General features: G+C 64.6%; 20 protein-coding genes and 1 other RNA gene. 12 read left to right on the top strand and 9 right to left on the bottom strand.

Annotation, left to right across the window (positions count from 1 at the left end):
- Window positions 1–55 precede the first annotated feature (55 nt).
- The 4 genes from rho to CAG44_RS01730 all read left to right on the top strand — a co-directional run bounded on the left by rho (window position 56) and on the right by CAG44_RS01730 (window position 4,850).
- Entirely contained in the window at window positions 56–1,315 is a 1,260-nt protein-coding gene (rho, locus tag CAG44_RS01745; protein WP_003253661.1) for a transcription termination factor Rho, read from the top strand.
- Window positions 1,316–1,520: 205 nt separating this feature from the next.
- Entirely contained in the window at window positions 1,521–2,987 is a 1,467-nt protein-coding gene (ubiD, locus tag CAG44_RS01740; RefSeq protein WP_085691484.1) for a 4-hydroxy-3-polyprenylbenzoate decarboxylase, read from the top strand.
- Window positions 2,987–3,955, top strand: coding sequence for a CDP-6-deoxy-delta-3,4-glucoseen reductase (locus tag CAG44_RS01735; protein ID WP_085691483.1), 969 nt, complete (start codon window positions 2,987–2,989; stop codon window positions 3,953–3,955). The genes ubiD and CAG44_RS01735 overlap by 1 nt, the downstream gene beginning before the upstream one ends.
- A 244-nt stretch (window positions 3,956–4,199) precedes the next feature.
- The gene (locus CAG44_RS01730; protein WP_025341060.1) at window positions 4,200–4,850 is read left to right on the top strand and encodes a gamma-glutamylcyclotransferase; all 651 of its coding nucleotides are present in this window, start codon (window positions 4,200–4,202) and stop codon (window positions 4,848–4,850) included.
- 132 nt (window positions 4,851–4,982) lie between these two features.
- On the opposite strand, the gene CAG44_RS01725 is transcribed toward CAG44_RS01730, so the two are convergent.
- Window positions 4,983–5,960, bottom strand: a complete 978-nt coding sequence (locus CAG44_RS01725) for an NADPH:quinone oxidoreductase family protein (protein ID WP_085691482.1) — start codon at window positions 5,958–5,960, stop codon at window positions 4,983–4,985.
- A 169-nt stretch (window positions 5,961–6,129) separates the two neighbouring features.
- Here CAG44_RS01725 and CAG44_RS01720 point away from each other — a divergent pair, with 169 nt between their 5' ends.
- Window positions 6,130–6,534: a flagellar basal body-associated protein FliL gene (locus tag CAG44_RS01720; protein ID WP_025341058.1), complete on the top strand. Its 405-nt coding sequence runs from the start codon at window positions 6,130–6,132 to the stop codon at window positions 6,532–6,534.
- Between the two features lie 283 nt (window positions 6,535–6,817).
- Here the strand turns inward: CAG44_RS01720 and CAG44_RS01715 are convergent, their stop codons facing one another.
- The 4 genes from CAG44_RS01715 to CAG44_RS01700 all read right to left on the bottom strand — a co-directional run bounded on the left by CAG44_RS01715 (window position 6,818) and on the right by CAG44_RS01700 (window position 12,285).
- Window positions 6,818–7,930, bottom strand: a complete 1,113-nt coding sequence (locus CAG44_RS01715) for an ABC transporter permease (RefSeq protein WP_085691481.1) — start codon at window positions 7,928–7,930, stop codon at window positions 6,818–6,820.
- Between the two features lies 1 nt (window position 7,931).
- Entirely contained in the window at window positions 7,932–10,652 is a 2,721-nt protein-coding gene (gene rbbA, locus CAG44_RS01710; protein WP_085691480.1) for a ribosome-associated ATPase/putative transporter RbbA, read from the bottom strand.
- Window positions 10,649–11,608 carry an HlyD family secretion protein gene (locus CAG44_RS01705; protein ID WP_085691479.1) on the bottom strand — a complete coding sequence of 320 codons (960 nt, stop codon included), beginning with the start codon at window positions 11,606–11,608 and terminating at the stop codon, window positions 10,649–10,651. Before CAG44_RS01705 ends, rbbA begins: the two co-directional genes overlap by 4 nt.
- 227 nt (window positions 11,609–11,835) lie before the next feature.
- On the bottom strand, window positions 11,836–12,285 hold the full coding sequence (locus CAG44_RS01700; protein WP_025341054.1) for an EVE domain-containing protein: 450 nt from the start codon (window positions 12,283–12,285) through the stop codon (window positions 11,836–11,838).
- A gap of 178 nt (window positions 12,286–12,463) precedes the next feature.
- Here CAG44_RS01700 and CAG44_RS28895 point away from each other — a divergent pair, with 178 nt between their 5' ends.
- Complete coding sequence (locus CAG44_RS28895) at window positions 12,464–12,616, top strand: hypothetical protein (protein ID WP_013974724.1); 153 nt, start codon at window positions 12,464–12,466, stop codon at window positions 12,614–12,616.
- Window positions 12,617–12,634: 18 nt separating this feature from the next.
- Here CAG44_RS28895 and CAG44_RS01695 read toward each other — a convergent pair whose 3' ends face one another.
- From CAG44_RS01695 to CAG44_RS01680, 4 genes are all read right to left on the bottom strand, one after another.
- The gene (locus tag CAG44_RS01695; protein WP_085691478.1) at window positions 12,635–13,243 is read right to left on the bottom strand and encodes a 5-formyltetrahydrofolate cyclo-ligase; all 609 of its coding nucleotides are present in this window, start codon (window positions 13,241–13,243) and stop codon (window positions 12,635–12,637) included.
- A gap of 79 nt (window positions 13,244–13,322) precedes the next feature.
- Window positions 13,323–13,502, bottom strand: a non-coding RNA gene (ssrS, locus tag CAG44_RS01690) — 6S RNA.
- A gap of 17 nt (window positions 13,503–13,519) precedes the next feature.
- Window positions 13,520–13,840 (bottom strand): cell division protein ZapA, encoded by a 321-nt coding sequence (locus CAG44_RS01685; RefSeq protein WP_003259368.1) that lies wholly within the window; start codon window positions 13,838–13,840, stop codon window positions 13,520–13,522.
- The gene (locus CAG44_RS01680; protein WP_029886233.1) at window positions 13,837–14,019 is read right to left on the bottom strand and encodes a TIGR02449 family protein; all 183 of its coding nucleotides are present in this window, start codon (window positions 14,017–14,019) and stop codon (window positions 13,837–13,839) included. The genes CAG44_RS01685 and CAG44_RS01680 overlap by 4 nt, the downstream gene beginning before the upstream one ends.
- A gap of 181 nt (window positions 14,020–14,200) precedes the next feature.
- Here CAG44_RS01680 and CAG44_RS01675 point away from each other — a divergent pair, with 181 nt between their 5' ends.
- From CAG44_RS01675 to CAG44_RS01650, 6 genes are all read left to right on the top strand, one after another.
- Window positions 14,201–14,755, top strand: a complete 555-nt coding sequence (locus CAG44_RS01675; protein WP_003259367.1) for a YecA family protein — start codon at window positions 14,201–14,203, stop codon at window positions 14,753–14,755.
- A gap of 21 nt (window positions 14,756–14,776) precedes the next feature.
- Complete coding sequence (gene pepP, locus CAG44_RS01670; RefSeq protein ID WP_085691477.1) at window positions 14,777–16,111, top strand: Xaa-Pro aminopeptidase; 1,335 nt, start codon at window positions 14,777–14,779, stop codon at window positions 16,109–16,111.
- The gene (gene ubiH / locus CAG44_RS01665) at window positions 16,108–17,307 is read left to right on the top strand and encodes a 2-octaprenyl-6-methoxyphenyl hydroxylase (RefSeq protein ID WP_085691476.1); all 1,200 of its coding nucleotides are present in this window, start codon (window positions 16,108–16,110) and stop codon (window positions 17,305–17,307) included. The genes pepP and ubiH overlap by 4 nt, the downstream gene beginning before the upstream one ends.
- Window positions 17,304–17,789: a DUF4442 domain-containing protein gene (locus tag CAG44_RS01660; RefSeq protein ID WP_025341050.1), complete on the top strand. Its 486-nt coding sequence runs from the start codon at window positions 17,304–17,306 to the stop codon at window positions 17,787–17,789. Before ubiH ends, CAG44_RS01660 begins: the two co-directional genes overlap by 4 nt.
- Window positions 17,790–17,798: 9 nt before the next feature.
- Window positions 17,799–19,016: a 2-octaprenyl-3-methyl-6-methoxy-1,4-benzoquinol hydroxylase gene (locus tag CAG44_RS01655; RefSeq protein WP_178076906.1), complete on the top strand. Its 1,218-nt coding sequence runs from the start codon at window positions 17,799–17,801 to the stop codon at window positions 19,014–19,016.
- Window positions 19,017–19,228: 212 nt separating this feature from the next.
- Window positions 19,229–20,230, top strand: coding sequence for an extracellular solute-binding protein (locus CAG44_RS01650; protein ID WP_085691474.1), 1,002 nt, complete (start codon window positions 19,229–19,231; stop codon window positions 20,228–20,230).
- Window positions 20,231–20,287: the final 57 nt, after the last annotated feature.

Here is a 20,287-nt window from a genome sequence, read left to right as displayed (position 1 = left end):
CTCATTAAGCCAGAAGCTTAATTCTCCCTTCTTACATGATTACGTCACTCCCCTTATGAACCTGACTGAACTCAAGCAAAAGCCGATTACCGATCTTTTGGAAATGGCCGAACAGATGGGCATCGAAAACATGGCCCGTTCGCGCAAACAGGACGTGATTTTCGCCCTGCTGAAGAAGCACGCGAAAAGCGGCGAAGAGATCTCGGGTGACGGCGTGCTGGAGATTCTCCAGGATGGTTTCGGTTTCCTGCGTTCGGCTGATGCGTCCTACCTGGCCGGCCCTGACGATATCTACGTCTCGCCCAGCCAGATCCGCCGCTTCAACCTGCGTACCGGTGACACCATCGTCGGCAAGATCCGCCCGCCGAAGGAAGGGGAGCGTTACTTCGCCCTGCTGAAGGTCGACACCATCAACTTCGACCGCCCGGAAAACGCGAAGAACAAGATCCTGTTCGAAAACCTGACGCCGCTGTTCCCGAACAAGCGCCTGAAGATGGAAGCCGGTAACGGCTCCACCGAAGACCTGACCGGCCGCGTCATCGACCTGTGCGCCCCGATCGGCAAAGGCCAGCGTGGCCTGATCGTTGCTCCGCCGAAAGCGGGCAAGACGATCATGTTGCAGAACATCGCGGCCAACATCACCCGTAACAACCCCGAGTGCCACCTGATCGTTCTGCTGATCGACGAGCGCCCGGAAGAAGTGACCGAAATGCAGCGCACCGTGCGCGGCGAAGTGGTTGCTTCCACCTTCGACGAGCCGCCAACCCGCCACGTGCAGGTTGCCGAAATGGTGATCGAGAAGGCCAAGCGCCTGGTCGAGCACAAGAAGGATGTGGTCATCCTGCTGGACTCCATTACCCGTCTGGCGCGTGCCTACAACACCGTGATCCCGAGCTCCGGCAAGGTACTGACCGGTGGTGTCGACGCCCACGCCCTGGAGAAGCCGAAGCGCTTCTTCGGTGCCGCGCGTAACATCGAGGAAGGCGGTTCGCTGACCATCATCGCCACCGCGCTGGTCGAAACCGGCTCGAAGATGGACGAAGTGATCTACGAAGAGTTCAAGGGCACCGGCAACATGGAGCTGCCGCTGGACCGCCGCATCGCCGAGAAGCGCGTGTTCCCGGCCATCAACATCAACCGTTCCGGTACCCGCCGCGAAGAGCTGCTGACCGCCGATGACGAACTGCAGCGCATGTGGATCCTGCGCAAGCTGCTGCACCCGATGGACGAAATCGCCGCCATCGAGTTCCTGGTCGACAAGCTCAAGCAGACCAAGACCAACGACGAGTTCTTCCTGTCGATGAAGCGCAAGTAAGCGTTTCAGGCCAGGCAGTAATTGGGGCCGCTTCGCGGCCCTTCGCGGGCACGCCCGCTCCCACAGGTTCAGTGTGATCCTTGTGGGAGCGGGCGTGCCCGCGAAGGGTCGCGAAGCGGCCCCAATGCATTTTTGCCCCCAAACAAAGCCCGAACGGCGCTACACTCTGCACCCCCGACCGATACGGCCAACACGAGGCTCCTGCATGCAGTATCGCGACTTGCGCGACTTCATCCGTGGCCTGGAACAGCGCGGCGAGCTCAAGCGCATCCAGGTTCCGATCTCCCCCGTCCTGGAAATGACCGAGGTCTGCGACCGCACCCTGCGTGCCAAGGGCCCTGCATTGCTGTTCGAAAAGCCCACCGGCTTCGACATCCCGGTGCTGGGCAACCTGTTCGGCACCCCGGAGCGCGTGGCCATGGGCATGGGCGCCGAGTCGGTCGAAGAACTGCGGGAAATCGGCAAGCTGCTGGCCTTCCTCAAGGAGCCTGAGCCGCCGAAGGGCCTGAAGGATGCCTGGTCCAAGCTGCCGATCTTCAAGAAAGTCGTGTCGATGGCACCGAAAGTGGTCAAGGACGCGGTGTGTCAGGAAGTGGTGGTCGAGGGGGACGATGTCGACCTCGGCGCTCTGCCGATACAGCACTGCTGGCCGGGCGACGTGGCGCCGCTGATCACCTGGGGCCTCACCGTCACCCGCGGCCCGAACAAGGACCGCCAGAACCTGGGCATCTACCGCCAGCAGGTGATCGGCCGCAACAAGGTCATCATGCGCTGGCTCAGCCACCGTGGCGGGGCCCTGGACTACCGCGAATGGTGCGAGAAGAACCCTGGCCAGCCGTTCCCGGTCGCCGTGGCCCTGGGCGCTGACCCGGCCACCATCCTCGGCGCCGTGACCCCGGTGCCGGACACCCTCTCCGAGTACGCCTTCGCCGGCCTGCTGCGCGGCAACCGCACCGAACTGGTCAAGTGCCGGGGTAGCAACCTGCAGGTACCGGCCACCGCCGAAATCATCCTGGAAGGCGTGATCCACCCGGGCGAAATGGCCCCGGAAGGCCCGTACGGCGACCACACCGGCTACTACAACGAAGTGGACAGCTTCCCGGTGTTCACCGTCGAGCGCATCACTCACCGGCAGAAACCGATCTACCACAGCACCTACACCGGCCGCCCGCCAGATGAGCCGGCGATCCTCGGCGTGGCGCTGAACGAAGTGTTCGTGCCGATCCTGCAGAAGCAGTTCCCGGAAATCGTCGATTTCTACCTGCCGCCGGAAGGCTGCTCGTACCGCATGGCGGTGGTGACCATGAAGAAGCAGTACCCGGGCCACGCCAAGCGCGTGATGCTGGGTGTGTGGTCGTTCCTGCGACAGTTCATGTACACCAAGTTCGTTATTGTTACCGATGACGATATCAATGCCCGTGACTGGAACGATGTGATCTGGGCCATCACCACACGCATGGACCCCAAGCGTGATACGGTGATGATCGACAACACCCCGATCGACTACCTGGACTTCGCGTCGCCGGTATCCGGGTTGGGGTCGAAGATGGGCCTGGACGCCACGCACAAGTGGCCGGGCGAGACTACACGCGAATGGGGACGGGTCATCGTCAAGGACGAAGCCGTCACCCGCCGTATCGATGAGCTGTGGGATCAGTTGGGAATAGATTGATGCAGGTAACGTTGCAGCCGTCCGGGGCGGTGCTGGCGCTCGAACCCGGGGAACGGATCCTGGATGGAGCGCGGCGGCTGGGCTATGACTGCCCGAACAGCTGCCGCAATGGCAATTGCCATGTCTGCGCCGCGTTGTTGGTCGAAGGCCGTGTACGCCAGGACGGTGAAGTCCGCGACCATGGCGAGCTGTTCACCTGCATTGCCGAACCGCTGGAGGACTGCGTGTTGCTCTGGGATGGTGTGCTCGCCCTGGGCGAGTTGCCGGTGCGCAAACTGGCGTGCAGTGTCAGTGAGTGCGTCGAGGTCGGTGGCGACGTCTGGCGCGTGCGGTTGCGCGCGCCGGCTGGCAGGCCGCCGCGCTACCACGCGGGGCAGTACCTGATGATCGAGCGCGAAGGCGGCAAGCAGGCGGCGTTTTCGCTGGCTTCCGCACCCCATGCCGGGCGCGAGCTGGAGCTGCATGTGCTGGCGCGCGAGCCCAGTGCGCTGCAACTTATCGAGCAGCTCAAGCGCGACGGCCTGGCGCGCATCGAAATGCCGTTCGGTGACACCCACCTGGCCGAGTTGCCCGACGGGCCGCTGGTGCTGATCGCTGCTGGTACCGGCATGGGCCAGATGCACAGCCTGGTCGAGCATTGCCGGGCTCAGGGTTTCAAGCACCCGGTGCACCTGTACTGGGGCGTGCGCCGGCCCGAGGACTTCTACCAGATCGAGCACTGGGACGAATGGCAGCGCCTGCCCAACCTGTTCCTGCACAAGGTGGTCAGCGACCTGTGCGGTTGGGAAGGCCGTTGCGGCATGCTGCATGAGGCGGTCTGCGAGGACATCGCCGACCTCAACAGCGTGCATGTATATGCCAGCGGCTCGCCGAACATGATCTATGCCACTCTCGACGCCCTGGTCGAAGCCGGCATGGATGCGCACCGCATGCGCGCCGATGTGTTTGCCTACGCACCACGCGGCTAATAACCGAAGTTTGAAAGTATGGGTATAAGGCGGTAATTGTTACCGCCTTGGCTAATAACTTTCACAGTTGCCGAAACAGTACTTTCCAGTCGTCGGGAGCGCGGATGAAACTCTGGCGCGAGGGCTTGAGTATTCCTGTACTTCTGTCCTATGGTTACTGCAAGCGCCCTTGGTACAGAGGCTGGGGGCGCATCGTAATCGAATCTCGCTATATCGTAGTTCACAGGGATAATGGCGGCAGCTTATGTCGGCACTTGAAAGTATGTCCTGGGAAGTTTCATATCCACCGACACTCGACTTCGGTCAGCAACATACTCGCGAACAGTTGTTCAATTCCATGAAGACAACCATGTCTCGCCATCAGGGTGGGCCGGTGTGGCTGTTCGCCTATGGTTCGTTGATCTGGCGACCGGAGTGCAATTCGGTGGAACGCCAACGCGCGCGGGTACATGGTTACCACCGTGGCTTGTACCTGTGGTCGCACGAACACCGCGGCACCCCGGAAACCCCCGGGCTGGTGTTCGGCCTGGACCGTGGTGGCTCCTGCAGTGGTTTTGCCTACCGGCTGGATGAAAGCAGCCTGGACGAGTCGCTGATGGCCCTGTGGCAGCGCGAGATGCCGTACCCGGCGTACCGGCCGCACTGGCTCAGTTGCCGGTTGGGTGATGGCAGCAAGGTGCAGGCCCTGGGCTTCGTGCTGGAGCGGCATTTGCCGTGCTATGCCGGGAACCTGCCGGACACCCTGCTCAGCCAGATCCTGGCCAGTGCCAAGGGGCGCTATGGCACCACGCGTGATTATGTCGAACAGACCTTGAATGCCCTGCGCAGCCACCAGATGCCCGATCGCAACCTGGAGGCGCGGTTCAGGCGCTGCCATAACCTGCGCGAAGTTTGATTAGTCTGTCAGGGCCCTATCGCCGGCAAGCCGGCTCCCACAGGTACTCCACTGGCCTTGGAAACTGTGGAGATCCTGTGGGAGCTGGCTTGCCGGCGATAGGGCCCTGACAGGCAACAGATTTCTCAATCCTTACCTGACCAGCACCACCAACTTACCCACAGCCTGACGCTGCCCCAACTTTTCAATGGCAGCCCCTGCCTCAGCCAGTGGATAAGTCTGCGACACCAGCGGCTTCAACTTGCCTTCGGCATGCCATGCAAACAGCTGCCGGAAGTTGGCCGCATTGTCCTCCGGCTGACGCTGGGCAAACGCCCCCCAGAACACCCCGAGCACCGCCGCGCCCTTGAGGAGCACCAGGTTGGCCGCCAGCTGCGGGATGGTCCCGCTGGCAAAACCCACCACCAGCAACCGGCCATTCCAGGCCAGCCCGCGCACTGCCTGCTCGAACAACTCGCCACCCACCGGGTCGTAGATCACGTCCACGCCCTGGCCGCCGGTCAGGCGCTTGATCTCGTCACGCAGGCTGGCCTGGCTGTAGTCGATTAGTTCATCCGAGCCGGCTGCCTTGGCCACGGCCAGTTTTTCCGCACTGCTGGCGGCCGCGATCACCCGCGCGCCCATGGCCTTGCCGATCTCCACCGCCGCCAGGCCGACCCCGCCGGACGCGCCTAGCACCAGCAGGGTTTCGCCCGCTTGCAACTGGCCGCGCTGGCGCAGGGCGTGCATGGAGGTGCCGTAGGTCATGCCGAATGCCGCTGCGGTGGTGAAGTCCATGCTCGGCGGGATCGGCAGCACATTGTAGAACGGCACCGCCACCTGCTCGGCGAATGCACCCCAGCCGGTCAGCGCCATGACCCGGTCGCCGACCTTGAACGCGCCGGCCTTTTCCCCGACGGCGGCCACCACGCCCGCTGCCTCGCCGCCGGGGGAGAACGGCAACGGTGGCTGGAACTGGTATTTGCCTTCGATGATCAGGGTGTCGGGGAAGTTGACCCCGGCGGCCTGCACATCCAGCAGGATCTCGTTTTTCTTCGGCACCGGGCTGGCCACCTCTTCCAGCACCAGGTCGCGCGCCGGGCCCAGGGTTTTGCACAACACAGCTTTCATCGGGGCTATTCCTTTGCGGGTCGTGGCCGATAAGTGTAGGAGGGCCGCCTGCCCGGTCAACGAGCATGGGGCGCCCTGATGTGCAGGCATAAGTGGCGGCACAAGCCCGGGCTTGGGTTTGAGCGGCATGCTGGGTAAGCTGGCGCCAACTGTATTGAGGAGCAAATTCGTGAAAGCGTGGATCTTGATGGTGCTGGCGCTGCTGCTGCCGGCTGCGGCCATGGCCGAGGAAGCCAAGGAAGGGGCGCCGAAAGTCGCCTACATCAGCCTGAGCCCGCCCTTTGTCGGCAACTACGCCCTCGACGGCAGCCCGCGGCTGCGCGTGTACAAGGCCGACGTGGCACTGCGCGTGACCGGCGACGAAGCCGCCAAGGCGGTGAAGCACCACGAGCCGCTGATCCGCAACCAGCTAGTGGCGCTGTTCACCCAACAGTCGGTGGACAGCATGAGCAACGTCGAAGCCAAGGAGCACCTTCGCCAGGAAGCGCTGAAACAGGTGCAGCAGGTGATGGAAGCCGAAGAGGGCAAGCCGATCGTTGAAGACCTGCTGTTCAACAACCTGATCGTGCAGTGACCTGAAGCACTGTGAGGTCGATTGCTGGTGAGCTGGATTGAAGTCAGGCTTACCACGGTTGTAGGACCTTTCCGTCTTTCCTGTAAGCCCGCCAGTTTTCGGTTTCTGAAGCCAAGGCGAAGCTAAAATGAGCCTGTTCCCGTAAGGGGCTTGCAAGACTCTGCGGATCCTGGTTCAACCAGCAATTACAGAGCCGGGCAGGTGTATGGCGATGACAAGCCGACCTGTCTGTGAGTAGGGCGCCGAAAGGCGCCCTTTGTCTTTGTGCTAGATCCCAATTGGATCAGGACGCCAGGCTTCGGCGAAACCGCGCCAGCGCCACGCCGAAGAACACCAGCCCGATCACGGCCAGCGCCAGGATGTCCGGCCACACCACCGTCCATCCGGCATCACGGAACAGGATTGCGGCGCCAAGGCTGACAAAGTGCGTCGACGGCGACCCCTGCATCACCCACTGCAGCCACTGCGGCATGCTGTCCAGCGGTGTGCTGCCGCCGGAAAGCAACAGCATCGGGATGATTACCGGGATTGCCAGCAGGCCGAATTGTGGCGTCGAGCGCGCCAGGGTGGCGAGGAAGATGCCCAGTGCGGTACTGGCGAACAGGTACAGCGCGGTCACGGCCAGGAACAGGCCCATCGAACCGGAGAGCGGCACGCCAAGCGCACCCTTGACCACCACCACCAACGAAATCCAGGTGCAGATCACCACCACCAGCGCGTTGCTGGCGATTTTCGCCAGCATGATTTCCAGCGCGGTCAGCGGCAGCACCAGCAGGTGGTCGAGGGTGCCGTGCTCGCGCTCGCGCAGCAACGCGGTGCCGGTGAGGATGATCGCCAGGATGGTGATGTTGTTGACGATCTGGATCACCGCCAGGAACCAGCCACCCTCCAGGTTTGGGTTGAACAGGGCCTTGGCGTTGATTGCAACCGGGCTCTGCGTGTTGTTGCGCTGGCTGTAGTCGAGCAACTCGCGTTCGAAGATGCGGCCGATATAGCCGGCCCCCATGAACGCCTGGCTCATGGCCGTGGCGTCGACATTGATCTGCAGTTCCGGCGAGCGCCCGGCCAGCAGGTCACTCTGGAAATTCACCGGCACGTTGATCACGAAGGTGTACTGGCCGCTGTCCATGGCCTGGTCCAGGCGCCCCGGGGCCAGCGGTACGGCGGGCTGGAATTCGGGTGGTTGCAGGGCTTCGCCGAGCTTGCGCGACAGCAGGCTGTGGTCTTCGTCCACCACCGCGACGCTGGCGTTGTGCACGCCGATCACCGAGCCGGCTGCGGGCATGTAGATGGCCACGCTGAAGGCATACAGCAGGAACAACAGCAGCACGCTGTCATGGCGCAGGCTGGTCAGCTCTTTCAGGCCCAGGCGCAGGGTGTGGTTCAGGCGCGACATCTCAGGCCTCCTGCTTCTTCAGCATGGCCAGGCTCAGGCCGGTGAACACGGCAAAGAAGCTGAGCAGGATCAGGCACTGCGGCCACAGTTCGCGCAGGCCCAGCGCCTTGGTGAAGGTGCCGACCGCGATGTCGAGGAAGTAGCCCGCCGGGAACAGCTGGCCCATTACCGCCGCCGCGCCGTCCAGCGACGAGCGTGGCACGATCAGCCCGGAAAACTGGATGGTCGGCAGGCTGGTGATGATCATGGTGCCCAGGATGGCGGCGATCTGGGTGCGGGTGAAGGTCGAGATCAGCAGGCCCAGGCTGGTGGTCGCCAGCAGGTAGGCGACGCCGCCACAGGCCAGGGCCAGCACGCTGCCCTTGAGCGGCACGGCGAACAGCCAGCGGTTCATCGCCACCAGCAACGCCAGGTTGACCAGGCTCACGGCCAGATAGGGCATCTGCTTGCCGAGCAGAAACTCCAGGCGGGTGAGGGGTGTGGCGTAGAAGTTGGTGATGGAGCCGAGCTCTTTCTCGCGGACGATACCCAGCGCGGTGAGCATGGCCGGGATGAAGGCCAGGATCAGCGCCATTACCCCCGGGCCGATGGCGTTCACGCTGACCACATCCTGGTTGTACCGAAAACGGGTTTCCAGGCGCACCAGGTCCTGGCGCGGCTGCGGCTGTGGGCTGGCCTTGGCCAGTTGCTCGAGGTTGGCCTGATGCACGGCTTCCACGTAGTTGCGGCTGGTTTCCGCGCGGAACGGCATGCCGCCATCGAGCCAGGCAGCCACTACCGGTTGACGCCCGGCGTACAGGTCGCGGCCAAAGCCGGGGGGGATTTCCAGCGCCAGTTTGATTTCCGAGCGCTGCAGGCGCTGGTGCATTTCGCGGGTATCGCGGATGGGCGCCTGTTCGGCGAAATAGCGTGAACCACGGAAAGCTTCCAGATAGGCCCGGCTTTGTGGGCTCTGGTCCTGGTCGTGTACGGCGAAGGCGAGGTTTTCCACATCCAGCGAAATGCCATAGCCGAAGATCACCATCATGAACACTGCCCCCAGCAGGGCGAAGGCCAGGCGTACCTTGTCGCGCAGCAGCTCCTTGCCCTCACGGCTGGCCACCGCCAGCAGGCGACGCAGGCTGAAACCCTGGCGCAGCGCCGGCGCAGGCGTGGCGGCCTGTTCCAGCACGGCGTTGTCGGTGGCTTGCGGCGCCAGTTCCTGGGCCTGTTCCAGGCAGCGTACGAACGCGTCTTCCAGGGTGTTGCCTTGGTACTGGCGTTGCAGGGCACCCGGCGTGTCGCAGGCCAGTACCCGGCCTGCATGCATCAGCGAGATGCGGTCGCAGCGTTGGGCTTCGTTCATGAAGTGGGTGGAAAGGAAAATGGTCACGCCCTGCTCGCGTGACAGCTCCACCAGCAGGCGCCAGAAGTCGTCACGGGCAGCCGGGTCGACGCCGGAGGTGGGTTCGTCGAGGATCAGCACTTCCGGGCGGTGCAGCACCGCCACCGCCAGTGACAGGCGCTGGCGCAGGCCGAGGGGCAGGGCGCCGGATGGCTGGTCGGCGATGGCACCCAGGTCGAAGCGCTCGATCAGTTCGTCGATACGCTGGGCGCTCTCGGCCTTGGGCAGGTCGAACAGGCGGGCATGCAGGGTCAGGTTCTGCCGGGTGCTGAGCTCGCCATACAGCGAAAAACTCTGCGACATGAAACCGACTCGCTTGCGCGTGGCCAGGTCGCTGGCATCCACCGGGCGGCCGAGCAGGCTGGCGCTGCCTTCGCTGGCCGGCATCAGGCCGGTGAGCACTTTCATGGTGGTGGTCTTGCCGCAGCCGTTGGAGCCCAGGAAGCCGAAGATCTCCCCGCGGCCAATGGCGAAGCTGACCTTGTTCACTGCCGTGAAATCGCCAAAGCGCAGGGTCAGGTCGTGGGCCTCGATGGCGACCGAGGTGTCAGTGGCCGAGCGCGGTGGAATGATGAGCGGAGGGTGTTGTGCCTTGCCCGCACCTTGGTAATGGGTGAAGGCGTCGTCCAGCTTGCCACTGGGGGTGACTGCGGCAAGCTCATGGCTGGGGCCGGCGGCCAGCAGGCGGCCGCCATCGAGCATCAGGCAATGCTCGAATTGTTCGGCCTCCTCCATGTAGGCGGTGGCCACCAGCAAGGTCAGTTGCGGGCGTTGCGCGCGCACCTGTTCGACCAGCTCCCAGAAACGCCGCCGTGACAGTGGGTCGACGCCGGTGGTGGGCTCGTCGAGGATCAGCAGGTCCGGCTCGTGGATCAGCGCGCAGCACAGGCCCAGCTTCTGTTTCATGCCGCCCGACAGCTTGCCCGCTGGGCGCTCGGCAAAGCGCAGCAGGTCGGTGGCCTGCAGCAGGTTGGCCATGCGCTGTTCGCATTCGCGGCGGCCGAGACCGAACAGGGTGGCGAAAAAGCGGATGTTCTCGCTGATCGACAGCTCCGGATACAGGTTGTTGCCCAGCCCCTGCGGCATGAACGCCACTTTCGGGTACAGCGCCGCGCGATGGCGCCGCTGGCGGATCGAGCCACCCAGCACCTGCAGTTCGCCCTGTTGCAGGCGCTTGACGCCGGCGATCAGCCCCAGCAGGGTCGATTTGCCAGCCCCGTCAGGGCCGATCAGCGCGCAACGGGTGCCCGCCGGCAGGCTGAACCCGAGGGGATTCAGGGCCACCAGATCGCCGTAGCGATGGCTGATACCTTCGGCCAGCAGTGCCGGGGCGTTCATTGCAGGTTGGCCGGCCAGTCCACCTCAGCCGTGCGGACATAGCCGGCGCCTGGCATGCCCGGCTTGGCCTGCGGTACGGCGCCCGGGTCGGTCAGGCGCAACTTGACCCGGAACACCAGCTTCTGCCGCTCGTCGCGGGTTTCCACCTGCTTGGGGGTGAACTGGGCCTTGGCCGCGACAAAGGCCACCTTCGCTGGCAGCGCCCGCTCGGGCAGGGCGTCGAGCACGATCCGCGCCTGGTCGCCGACGGTCAGCCGGCCGCTGGTGGAGGCGGGCAGGTAGAGGTTCATGTACTGGTCGCTGGGGTCGATCAGCATCAGTACGCGGCCGCCGGCACCCAGCACTTCACCGGGCTCGGCCAGGCGCAGCTGGATGATGCCGTCGATCGGTGCGCGCAGGCTGCTGTCGTCGATCTCGCTGGTGAGCTGCGCCACCTGGGCCTCGGCGGCGCCGATGGCGGCCTTGATCGCCGCCAGTTGGGCGCGGGCGGCGACCACGGCGGCGTTGGCCGTGTCGAAGCGCGCCTGCTGTTGGTCGAGCAACTGCTGGCTGGCGTATTTGCGCTGGAAGATCTCGCGCACGCGCTTGAGCTCCTGGCTGGCCAGCAGCAGTTCGCTTTGGCGCAGCTGCACGCTGGCCTGGGCGGCGGCGTAGTTTTCCCGAGCGCGCAGCACTTCGGCTTCGGCCTGGCTGCGCTGGGCTTCCATGGTACGGGTGTCGATGCGCGCCAGCAGCTGGCCGCGAGCTACCTTGTCACCTTCGTCGACCAGCACTTCGGCCAGGCGGCCGGGGATTTTGCTGGCGATCTGCACTTCGGTGGCTTCCAGGCGGCCGTTGCCCATGCTCAGGCCTTCGGGCAGCTGGTCGTGGAGCGACTTCCAGTACCCCAGCCCACCGGCTGTTGCGAGTAGGGCGATCAGCGCGGTGGCGAAGATCCTGGGGGCGTATCGGTTCATCGTTCTGCATCCTTGCGGTCATGCACACTGCATCATGGCTTGCGGCCACGCGCGGCGTGTTGATATCAGTCAAATCCATGACTGGGTCTGCTACGCAGCCCATCGCCGGCAAGCCAGCTCCCACAGGGGCAGCGCATGGCTTGAGGTCAATGCGGTCGGGGTGGGAGCTGGCTTGCCGGCGATGGGCCGCAGGGCGGCCCCATTGGTTTATGACCTTAGCCGCAGTTTCAACGCAAAGCGACAATCACCGCCCATTGCTCTGGCGTCACCGGCATCACCGACAGGCGGCTGCCCTTCTGAACCAGCGGCAGTTCGGCCAGGCCTGCCTGCTGTTTCAGCCAGCCCAGCTCCAGCACCCGTGGCAGGGTTTGCACATGGGCCACATCCACCGCGCTCCACGGGTTCTTGTCGGCCGTGGCCTTGGCATCGTAGTAATGGCTTTGCGGGTCCAGCGCGGTCGGGTCGGGGTAGGCAGCGCGGGTGATCCTGGCAATGCCGGCGATGCCCGGCTGCGGGCAGCTGGAGTGATAGAAGAAGAACTCGTCGCCAACGCTCATGGCCCGCAGGAAATTGCGCGCCTGGTAGTTGCGCACGCCGTCCCAGCGCGCTTCGCCGAGGCGGCCGAGGGCTTCGATGGAGAGCTCGTCGGGCTCGGATTTCATCAGCCAGTAGGCCATGGGTGCTGCTCCTGAAAAGGTTTGAAATAACCTGTTGCATGAAACCGACAGTCGGTTGGCGTCAAGGTTTGCGTGCAGACGCAGGTTGTCGGAAAATGCGCCCCGTTTAAAGCGCGATGCTCCGGCGATACCCAGAAAATTGCCGAGCCTGAACAGTTTGCCTGGGGGGCAATCTTCGATGAATCAACGTAACAAGCCGGATCTGCTGTGGATCCTGGTGTTCATTTTCGGCCTGGGTGTGGTCACGACCGGTTATGCGCAAGGGATCTGGGAGCGCAAGCTGGACAACGCCTATCAGATGCCGGTCGACGCCAGCCAGCCGCAACGTTGATGCCCCCGCCGGCGCCGCTCAACGCGGCGCCAGGTACCAGCCACGGTCCGAGACCGTCCCCTGCAGCGGTACATCCCAACTGGCCTGAGCCAGCCGCTCGACCTTCTGGCATTCATGTGCCAGCCCCAACAGCAATGGTTTTTTCCAGGTCTGGCGACGTGCCTGGTAGGCCAGGCTGCGATCATAGAAACCACCGCCCATTCCCAGGCGACCGCCCACTTCGTCGAAACCGACCAACGGTAGCAGGATCAGGTCCAGCGACCAGATCGGGCGCTGGCGCTTGCGCTCGGTGACCGGCTCGGGAATGCGAAAGCGGTTGGGCTTGAGCTTCTCGCCCTGCTCGAAGCGCTGGAACACCATGCGCGTACGCGGCCAGGCGTGCAGCACCGGCAGGTAGGTGCGCTTGCCGCGGCGCTGGGCTTCGCGCAGCAGCAGGTAAGGGTCGATCTCGCCGTCGTTGGGCAGGTACAGGGCAATATGCCGGGCGCGTCGGAACAGCGTGTGCTGCGCCAGCTGGCGGTACAGGCCAAGGGCGGCCTGGCGTTGCTGGGCAGGGGTAAGGGCGCGGCGGGCATTGCGGAGCAGGCGACGGAGCTGGGGGCGGGTGAGCTGCGCGGTGTCGGTCATGGCACGGGCGATCCCAGGTGCTGGCCGACGTGGTCGGCCAAAACGAATTGCCCGCCGGAAGGGGCGGGCAAGAGAATTCAGGCTCCCCGATAAGACCGCTATCGGTGTAGCCCTTGAACCCGAAAGTTCAAGGTGGAGATTGCAGGGGGCGTTAAGGCTTTCCGTCGGGCGGACATGCACACCGGCCCCAGCGTGCAACCCCCGTGGTTGTGCGTATCGGCTCAGGGACATAACCGACTGGCGCATCCCCCAGGGAGTGGCGCCAGTATACCAATCTCAGCCGATTTTGGTATCCGCGTCGTCGGACAATGCCTGGTCGACCCGTTCCAGCAGGTCGCGCACCTGTTCGCGGGTGGTGCCGCCTGCCGGGGCATCGTTGCGGTCTTCCTGGCGGTGCAGCATTTCGTGGGTGATGTTCAACGCTGCCATGACCGCGATGCGGTCGGCGCCGATCACCTTGCCGCTGCTGCGGATCTCGCGCATCTTGCCGTCCAGGTAGCGCGCGGCGCTGACCAGGTTGTTGCGCTCTTCCGGCGGGCAGATGATCGAATATTCCTTGTCGAGGATCTGCACGGTGACGCTATTGCTTGAACTCATGAGTCTTGCTCCAGAGCCTTGAGGCGTAAAATCATCGACTCGACCTTGCGCTTGGCGATCTCGTTCTTTTCGATGAGGTGGGCGCGCTCTTCGCGCCAGGATTTTTCCTGAGCTACTAGGAGTGCATTTTGCCGTTTTAGTTGCTCGACACGTTCGATCAGCAACTCGAATCGGCTCATCAGTGCCTGCAGGTCGTTCTCTTGCGTGGGTTGCACTCGATTCGCTCCGTCGTTGAGTCACCTGGCGATGATGCCTCTCCCTGGGCGGCGACGGCCAGTGCCGATGGTCTTGGCGCGCCTGCCGGTGCTAGGATACAAGGTCTCCATTCTAGTCATTGCGCCGTCTGGCGCCTAGCTGCCCATGCCCAATACCCAATCGCCCTACATCGCCTTCGCCATGCTGCTGTCCAGCAATGGTCATCCTGTCACCCCGGCCGAACTGCACGGCCTGCTGATCGGCCGCAGCTGCGCCGGTGCCGGCTTCGACGCCGACGGCTGGCTGGCCGATGCCGCCCAGCTGCTGGAAACCGAGCCCGGTGACACCGTGCGCAACGCCCTGGTCGGCCTGCAGGAAATGGTCAAGGGCGAGCTGACCAGCGACGACATGGCCATCGTCCTGCTGCTGCCTTCCGACGACGCCGCCCTGAGCGACCGCGCCACCGCGCTGGGCCAGTGGTGCCAAGGCTTCATCACCGGTTTCGGCCTGAATGCCGGTGGCAAGGACCTGTCCGACGAGGCCAAGGAAGTGCTGCAGGACCTGGTGGCCATTTCCCAGGTCCAGGAAGCCCTCGAGGAGTCCGAGGACGGCGAGAGCGACTACATGGAAGTCATGGAATACCTGCGCGTGGCGCCGTTGCTGCTGTTCTCCGAGCTGGCCAAGCCGGCCGCCCCCGCACCCAAGCCATCGCTGCACTGATCAACCGGGGGTAGTCTGCCCATGAGCCACATTCCCAAGGCCGAGTATGCCCGTCGGCGCAAGGCGCTGATGGCGCAGATGGTCCCCAACAGCATCGCCATCCTGCCCGCCGCCGCGGTTGCCATCCGCAACCGCGACGTCGAGCACGTTTACCGCCAGGACAGCGACTTCCAGTACCTCAGCGGTTTCCCCGAGCCGGAAGCGGTGATTGCGCTGATCCCGGGGCGCGAGCATGGCGAATACGTGCTGTTCTGCCGTGAACGCAACCCCGAGCGCGAGCTGTGGGATGGTCTGCGGGCCGGCCAGGAAGGTGCGGTGCGCGATTTTGGCGCAGACGATGCCTTCCCCATCACCGACATCGACGAGATCCTGCCGGGCCTGATCGAAGGCCGTGAGCGGGTGTACAGCGCCATGGGCAGCAACCCCGAGTTCGACCGCCGGCTGATGGACTGGATCAACGTGATCCGCTCCAAGGCCCGCCTGGGCGCCCAGCCGCCGAACGAGTTCGTTGCGCTGGATCATCTGCTGCACGACATGCGCCTGTATAAATCGGCAGCGGAAGTGAAGGTGATGCGCGCTGCCGCAGACATCTCGGCGCGGGCCCACGTGCGGGCCATGCAGGCCTGCCGGGCCGGGTTGCACGAATACAGCCTGGAAGCCGAGCTGGACTACGAGTTCCGCAAGGGCGGGGCGAAGATGCCGGCTTACGGCTCGATCGTCGCGGCCGGGCGCAATGGCTGCATCCTGCACTATCAGCAGAACGACGCCCCGCTCAAGGATGGCGACCTGGTGCTGATCGACGCCGGCTGCGAGATCGACTGCTACGCCAGCGACATCACCCGTACCTTCCCGGTCAGCGGGCGCTTTTCGCCCGAGCAGAAGGCCATCTACGAGCTGGTGCTCAAGGCCCAGGCCGCGGCGTTTGCCGAAATCGCTCCCGGCAAGCACTGGAACCACGCCCATGAGGCGACCGTGCGGGTCATCACCGAGGGCCTGGTGGAACTGGGCCTGCTGACGGGCGAGGTGCAGGCGCTGATCGACAGCGAGGCCTATCGTGCCTTCTACATGCACCGCGCCGGGCACTGGCTGGGCATGGATGTGCACGATGTGGGCGAGTACAAGGTGGGCGGTGAGTGGCGGGTGCTTGAACCCGGCATGGCGCTGACCGTCGAGCCGGGCATCTACATAGGCGCCGACAATCAGGCCGTGGCCAAGAAATGGCGCGGCATTGGTGTAAGGATCGAGGACGACGTGGTAGTGACCAGGCAAGGCTGTGAAATCCTGACTTCGGGCGTGCCGCGCACGGTCGCCGAGATCGAGGGGCTGATGCAGGCCGCCCGCAAGGACGCGGCATGAATCGGGTAAACCTGGCGATCATCGGTGGCGGCCTTGTGGGCGCGAGCCTGGCCCTGGCCCTGCAGGCGGGGGCCAAGGCGCGAGGCTGGAAGATCCTGCTGATCGAACCGTTCGCCCCCGGTGACAGCTTCCAGCCCAGCTACGACGCGCGTTCGTCAGCACTTTCGTTCGGTACCCAGCAGATCTACCAGCAGCTGGGCCTGTGGCAGTCCATCGGCCATCGCGCCGAGCCGATCCGGCAAATTCACGTATCTGACCGCGGCCGCTTCGGCGCCACTCGCCTGGATGCCCTGGAAGAGGGCGTGCCGGCGCTTGGCTATGTGGTGGAAAACGCCTGGCTGGGCCAGTGCCTGTGGCAAGGGCTGGACAGCGAGGTGGTGAGCTGGCGCTGCCCGGCGGAGGTGACCGCGATGCAGGCCATCGAAGGTGGCTACCGCCTGCTGCTGAACGACGACACCCAGCTGGAGTGCGACCTGGCGGTACTGGCCGATGGTGGCCGCTCCGGCCTGCGCGAACAGCTGGGCATCCATGTGCGCCACACGCCCTACCAACAGAGCGCGTTGATCGCCAATATCACCCCGGGCGAGGCCCACGGTGGCCAGGCCTTCGAGCGCTTCACCGAAGAAGGCCCCATGGCCCTGCTGCCGCTGCCGGATAACCGCTGCGCGCTGGTCTGGACCCGCCAGGGCATGGACGCGCGACGCCTGGCCGACATCGACGAGCGCAGTTTCCTGCGCGAGCTGCAGGGCGTGTTCGGCTATCGCCTGGGCGCCTTGCGCCAGGTCGGCGCGCGGCACCTCTACCCACTGTCGCTGATCGAGGCCCAGGAGCAGGTGCGGCCGCATCTGGTGGTGCTGGGCAACGCCGCGCACAGTCTGCACCCCATTGCCGGCCAGGGCTTCAACCTGTCGCTGCGTGACGTGCAGGCGCTGGCCGAGGCGCTGCTGGCCGGGCCGCAGCAGCCTGGCGACCTGACCACGTTGCAGGGCTACCACCAGCGCCAGCGCCTGGACCAGGCCATGACCATCGGTTTTTCCGACCAGGTCACCCGCCTGTTCGGCAGCAGCCAGCCATTGCTGGCTGCCGGGCGCAACCTTGGCCTGCTCGGGCTCGACCTGCTGCCACCGGCCAAAAGCTGGTTCGCCCGCCAGGCCATGGGCCTGGGCACCCGCCCCGATCCGCGAGGTCAGGCATGAGTGACGACACGCGCAGGCTGGCGCGCCGGGCGTGCCTGTTGCGCTGGCGGCTGAACCTGTTCCCGCCGCACCTCGGGGCTGGCATCCGCGTGCAGCACATCAGCCCGGACCTGCGCAGCGTCAAGGTGGCGATGAAACTGACCCGCTGGAACCGCAACTACGTCGGCACCCAATGCGGCGGCAGCCTGTACGGCATGGTCGACCCGTTCTACATGCTGCTGTTGATCGAGCAGCTGGGGCGTGACTACATCGTCTGGGACAAGGCTGCCAGCATCGATTTCATTTCGCCGGGCAAAGGCCCGGTGTATGCCGAACTCCACGTCGATGACGCGCTGCTGGACGAAATCCGCCAGCAGACCGCCACCGGCAAGAAATGCCTGCCGCGTTTGCAGGTCGATATCCGCGACGGCGCCGGCGAGCTGGTGGCGCGGGTCGATAAAACCCTATATGTGCGGCTCAAGCCGCAAGCGAGGCTGGCGTAAGGCATGGAAATGCGCGCAGATCTGTTGATTGTCGGTGCCGGTATGGTCGGCAGCGCCCTGGCCCTGGCGTTGCGCCACAGTGGCTTGCAAATCCTCTTGCTCGACGGCGGCCCGCTGACGGTCAAGCCCTTCGATGCCCAGGCCCCGTTCGAGCCGCGTGTCAGCGCGCTGTCGGCAGCCAGCCAGCGCATCCTCGAGCGCCTTGGCGCCTGGGATGGCATTGCCAAGCGGCGTGCCACGCCATACTCGGACATGCATGTGTGGGATGGCAGCGGCACCGGGCAGATTCACTTCTCGGCTGCCAGCGTGCATGCCCAGGTGCTCGGCCACATCGTCGAAAACCGGGTGGTGCAGGATGGCCTGCTGGAGCGCCTGCATGACAGCGATATCGGCCTGCTGCCCAATGCGCGGCTCGAACAGCTGCGCCGCTCCGGCGACGAGTGGCTGCTGACCCTCGCCGATGGCCGCCAGCTGCGTGCGCCGCTGGTGATCGCGGCCGACGGTGCCAACTCGGCAGTGCGGTGCCTGGCCGGCTGCGAAACCCGCGAGTGGGATTACCTGCACCACGCCATCGTCACCAGCGTGCGTTGCAGCGCCGGGCACCAGGCCACGGCCTGGCAGCGCTTCACCGATGAAGGGCCACTGGCGTTCCTGCCGCTGACCCGCGATGGCCAACAGGACTGGTGCTCGATCGTGTGGTCGACCACCCCGGAGCATGCCGAGCAATTGATGGCGCTGGATGAAGCGGCCTTCCTGAAAGCCCTTGAGCGGGCTTTCGAGGGGCGCCTGGGTGATGTGCTGCAGGCCGACCCGCGGCTGTGCGTGCCGCTGCGCCAGCGCCACGCCAAGCGCTATGTGGATGAAGGCCTGGCATTGATCGGTGATGCCGCGCACACCATTCACCCGCTGGCCGGGCAGGGCGTCAACCTGGGCTTCCTCGATGCTGCGGTGCTGGCCGAGGTGCTGGTCAACGCCTGCGAGCGTGGCGAGCGGCTGGCGGATGTGAAGGTACTGAGCCGTTACGAGCGACGGCGCATGCCGCATAACCTTGCGCTGATGGCGGCGATGGAAGGGTTCGAGCGGTTGTTCCAGGCCAACCCGTTGCCGTTGCGCTGGTTGCGTAACAGCGGGTTGAAGCTGGTGGAGCAGATGCCGGAGGCCAAGGCGCTGTTCGTGCGGCAGGCGCTGGGTTTGAGCGGTGATCTGCCGGATCTGGCCAAGGCCTGAGCTTGCTGGAGTCCTGTGGGAGCGGGCATGCCCGCGAAACAGGCAACGCGGTGTATGGCACCGGCTTTGCCGGTGTTCGCGGGCATGCCCGCTCCCACAGGAACCTTGCAACTGTTATCCCTCTGCAACATCCGGTAACGCCTATGTAGATGAGTCGGAAAATGGGATTCACTACCATTTGCGCCTCTCATACGATCCGAGGAGTGCTTTCCATGTTGCCACGCAAGCCCCTACTGGCCGCCCTGGCCCTGACCCTGTTTGGCGGCACCGCCCACGCAGCGGACGAAGTGGTGGTGTACTCCTCGCGCATCGACGAGCTGATCAAGCCGGTGTTCGATGCCTATACCGCCAAGACCGGGGTCAAGATCAAGTTCATCACCGACAAGGAAGCCCCGCTGATGCAGCGCATCAAGGCCGAGGGCAACAACGGCGTGGCCGACCTGCTGCTGACCGTCGATGCCGGCAACCTGTGGCAGGCCGAGCAGATGGGCATCCTGCAGCCGATCAAGTCCGACATCATCGACCAGAACATCCCGCCGCAGTACCGTGCCTCGTCCCACGACTGGACCGGCCTGAGCCTGCGCGCCCGCACCATCATCTACTCCACCGAGCGGGTCAAGCCGCAGGAGCTGAGCACCTACGAAGCCCTGGCCGACAAGCAGTGGGAAGGCCGCCTGTGCCTGCGCACGGCGAAGAAGGTGTACAACCAGTCGCTGACCGCCACCCTGATCGAGACCCACGGCGAGGCGAAGACCGAGCAGATCGTCAAAGGCTGGGTCAACAACCTGTCCACCGATGTGTTCTCCGACGACAACGCAGTGATCCAGGCCATCGAGGCCGGCCAGTGCGACGTGGGCGTGGTCAACACCTATTACTACGGCCGCCTGCACAACCAGAACCCGAAACTGCCGGTGAAGATCTTCTGGCCCAACCAGGGTGACCGTGGCGTGCACGTGAACCTGTCGGGCATCGGCCTGACCAAGCATGCGCCACACCCGGAAGCGGCGAAGAAGCTGGTGGAATGGATGACCGGTGAAGAGGCGCAGAAGCTGTTCGCCGACATCAACCAGGAGTTCCCGGCCAACCCGAAGGTCAAACCATCGGAAGAAGTGGCAGCGTGGGGCAGCTTCAAGGCTGACAGCATTCCGGTGGAAATCGCTGGCAAGCGCCAGGCTGAAGCGATTCGCTTGATGGATCGGGCTGGCTGGAACTAAGCGCCAGGCTTTATCCTTCCGGGGCCTTTCAGGGCCTCTTCGCGGGCATGCCCGCTC

It is taken from the genome of Pseudomonas sp. B13(2017), from assembly GCF_002113245.1.
Lineage (GTDB): Bacteria > Pseudomonadota > Gammaproteobacteria > Pseudomonadales > Pseudomonadaceae > Aquipseudomonas > Aquipseudomonas putida_Z.
The sequence above is the reverse complement of the archived record's forward strand: the minus strand, read 5'-3'. Positions and strand labels throughout refer to the sequence as shown.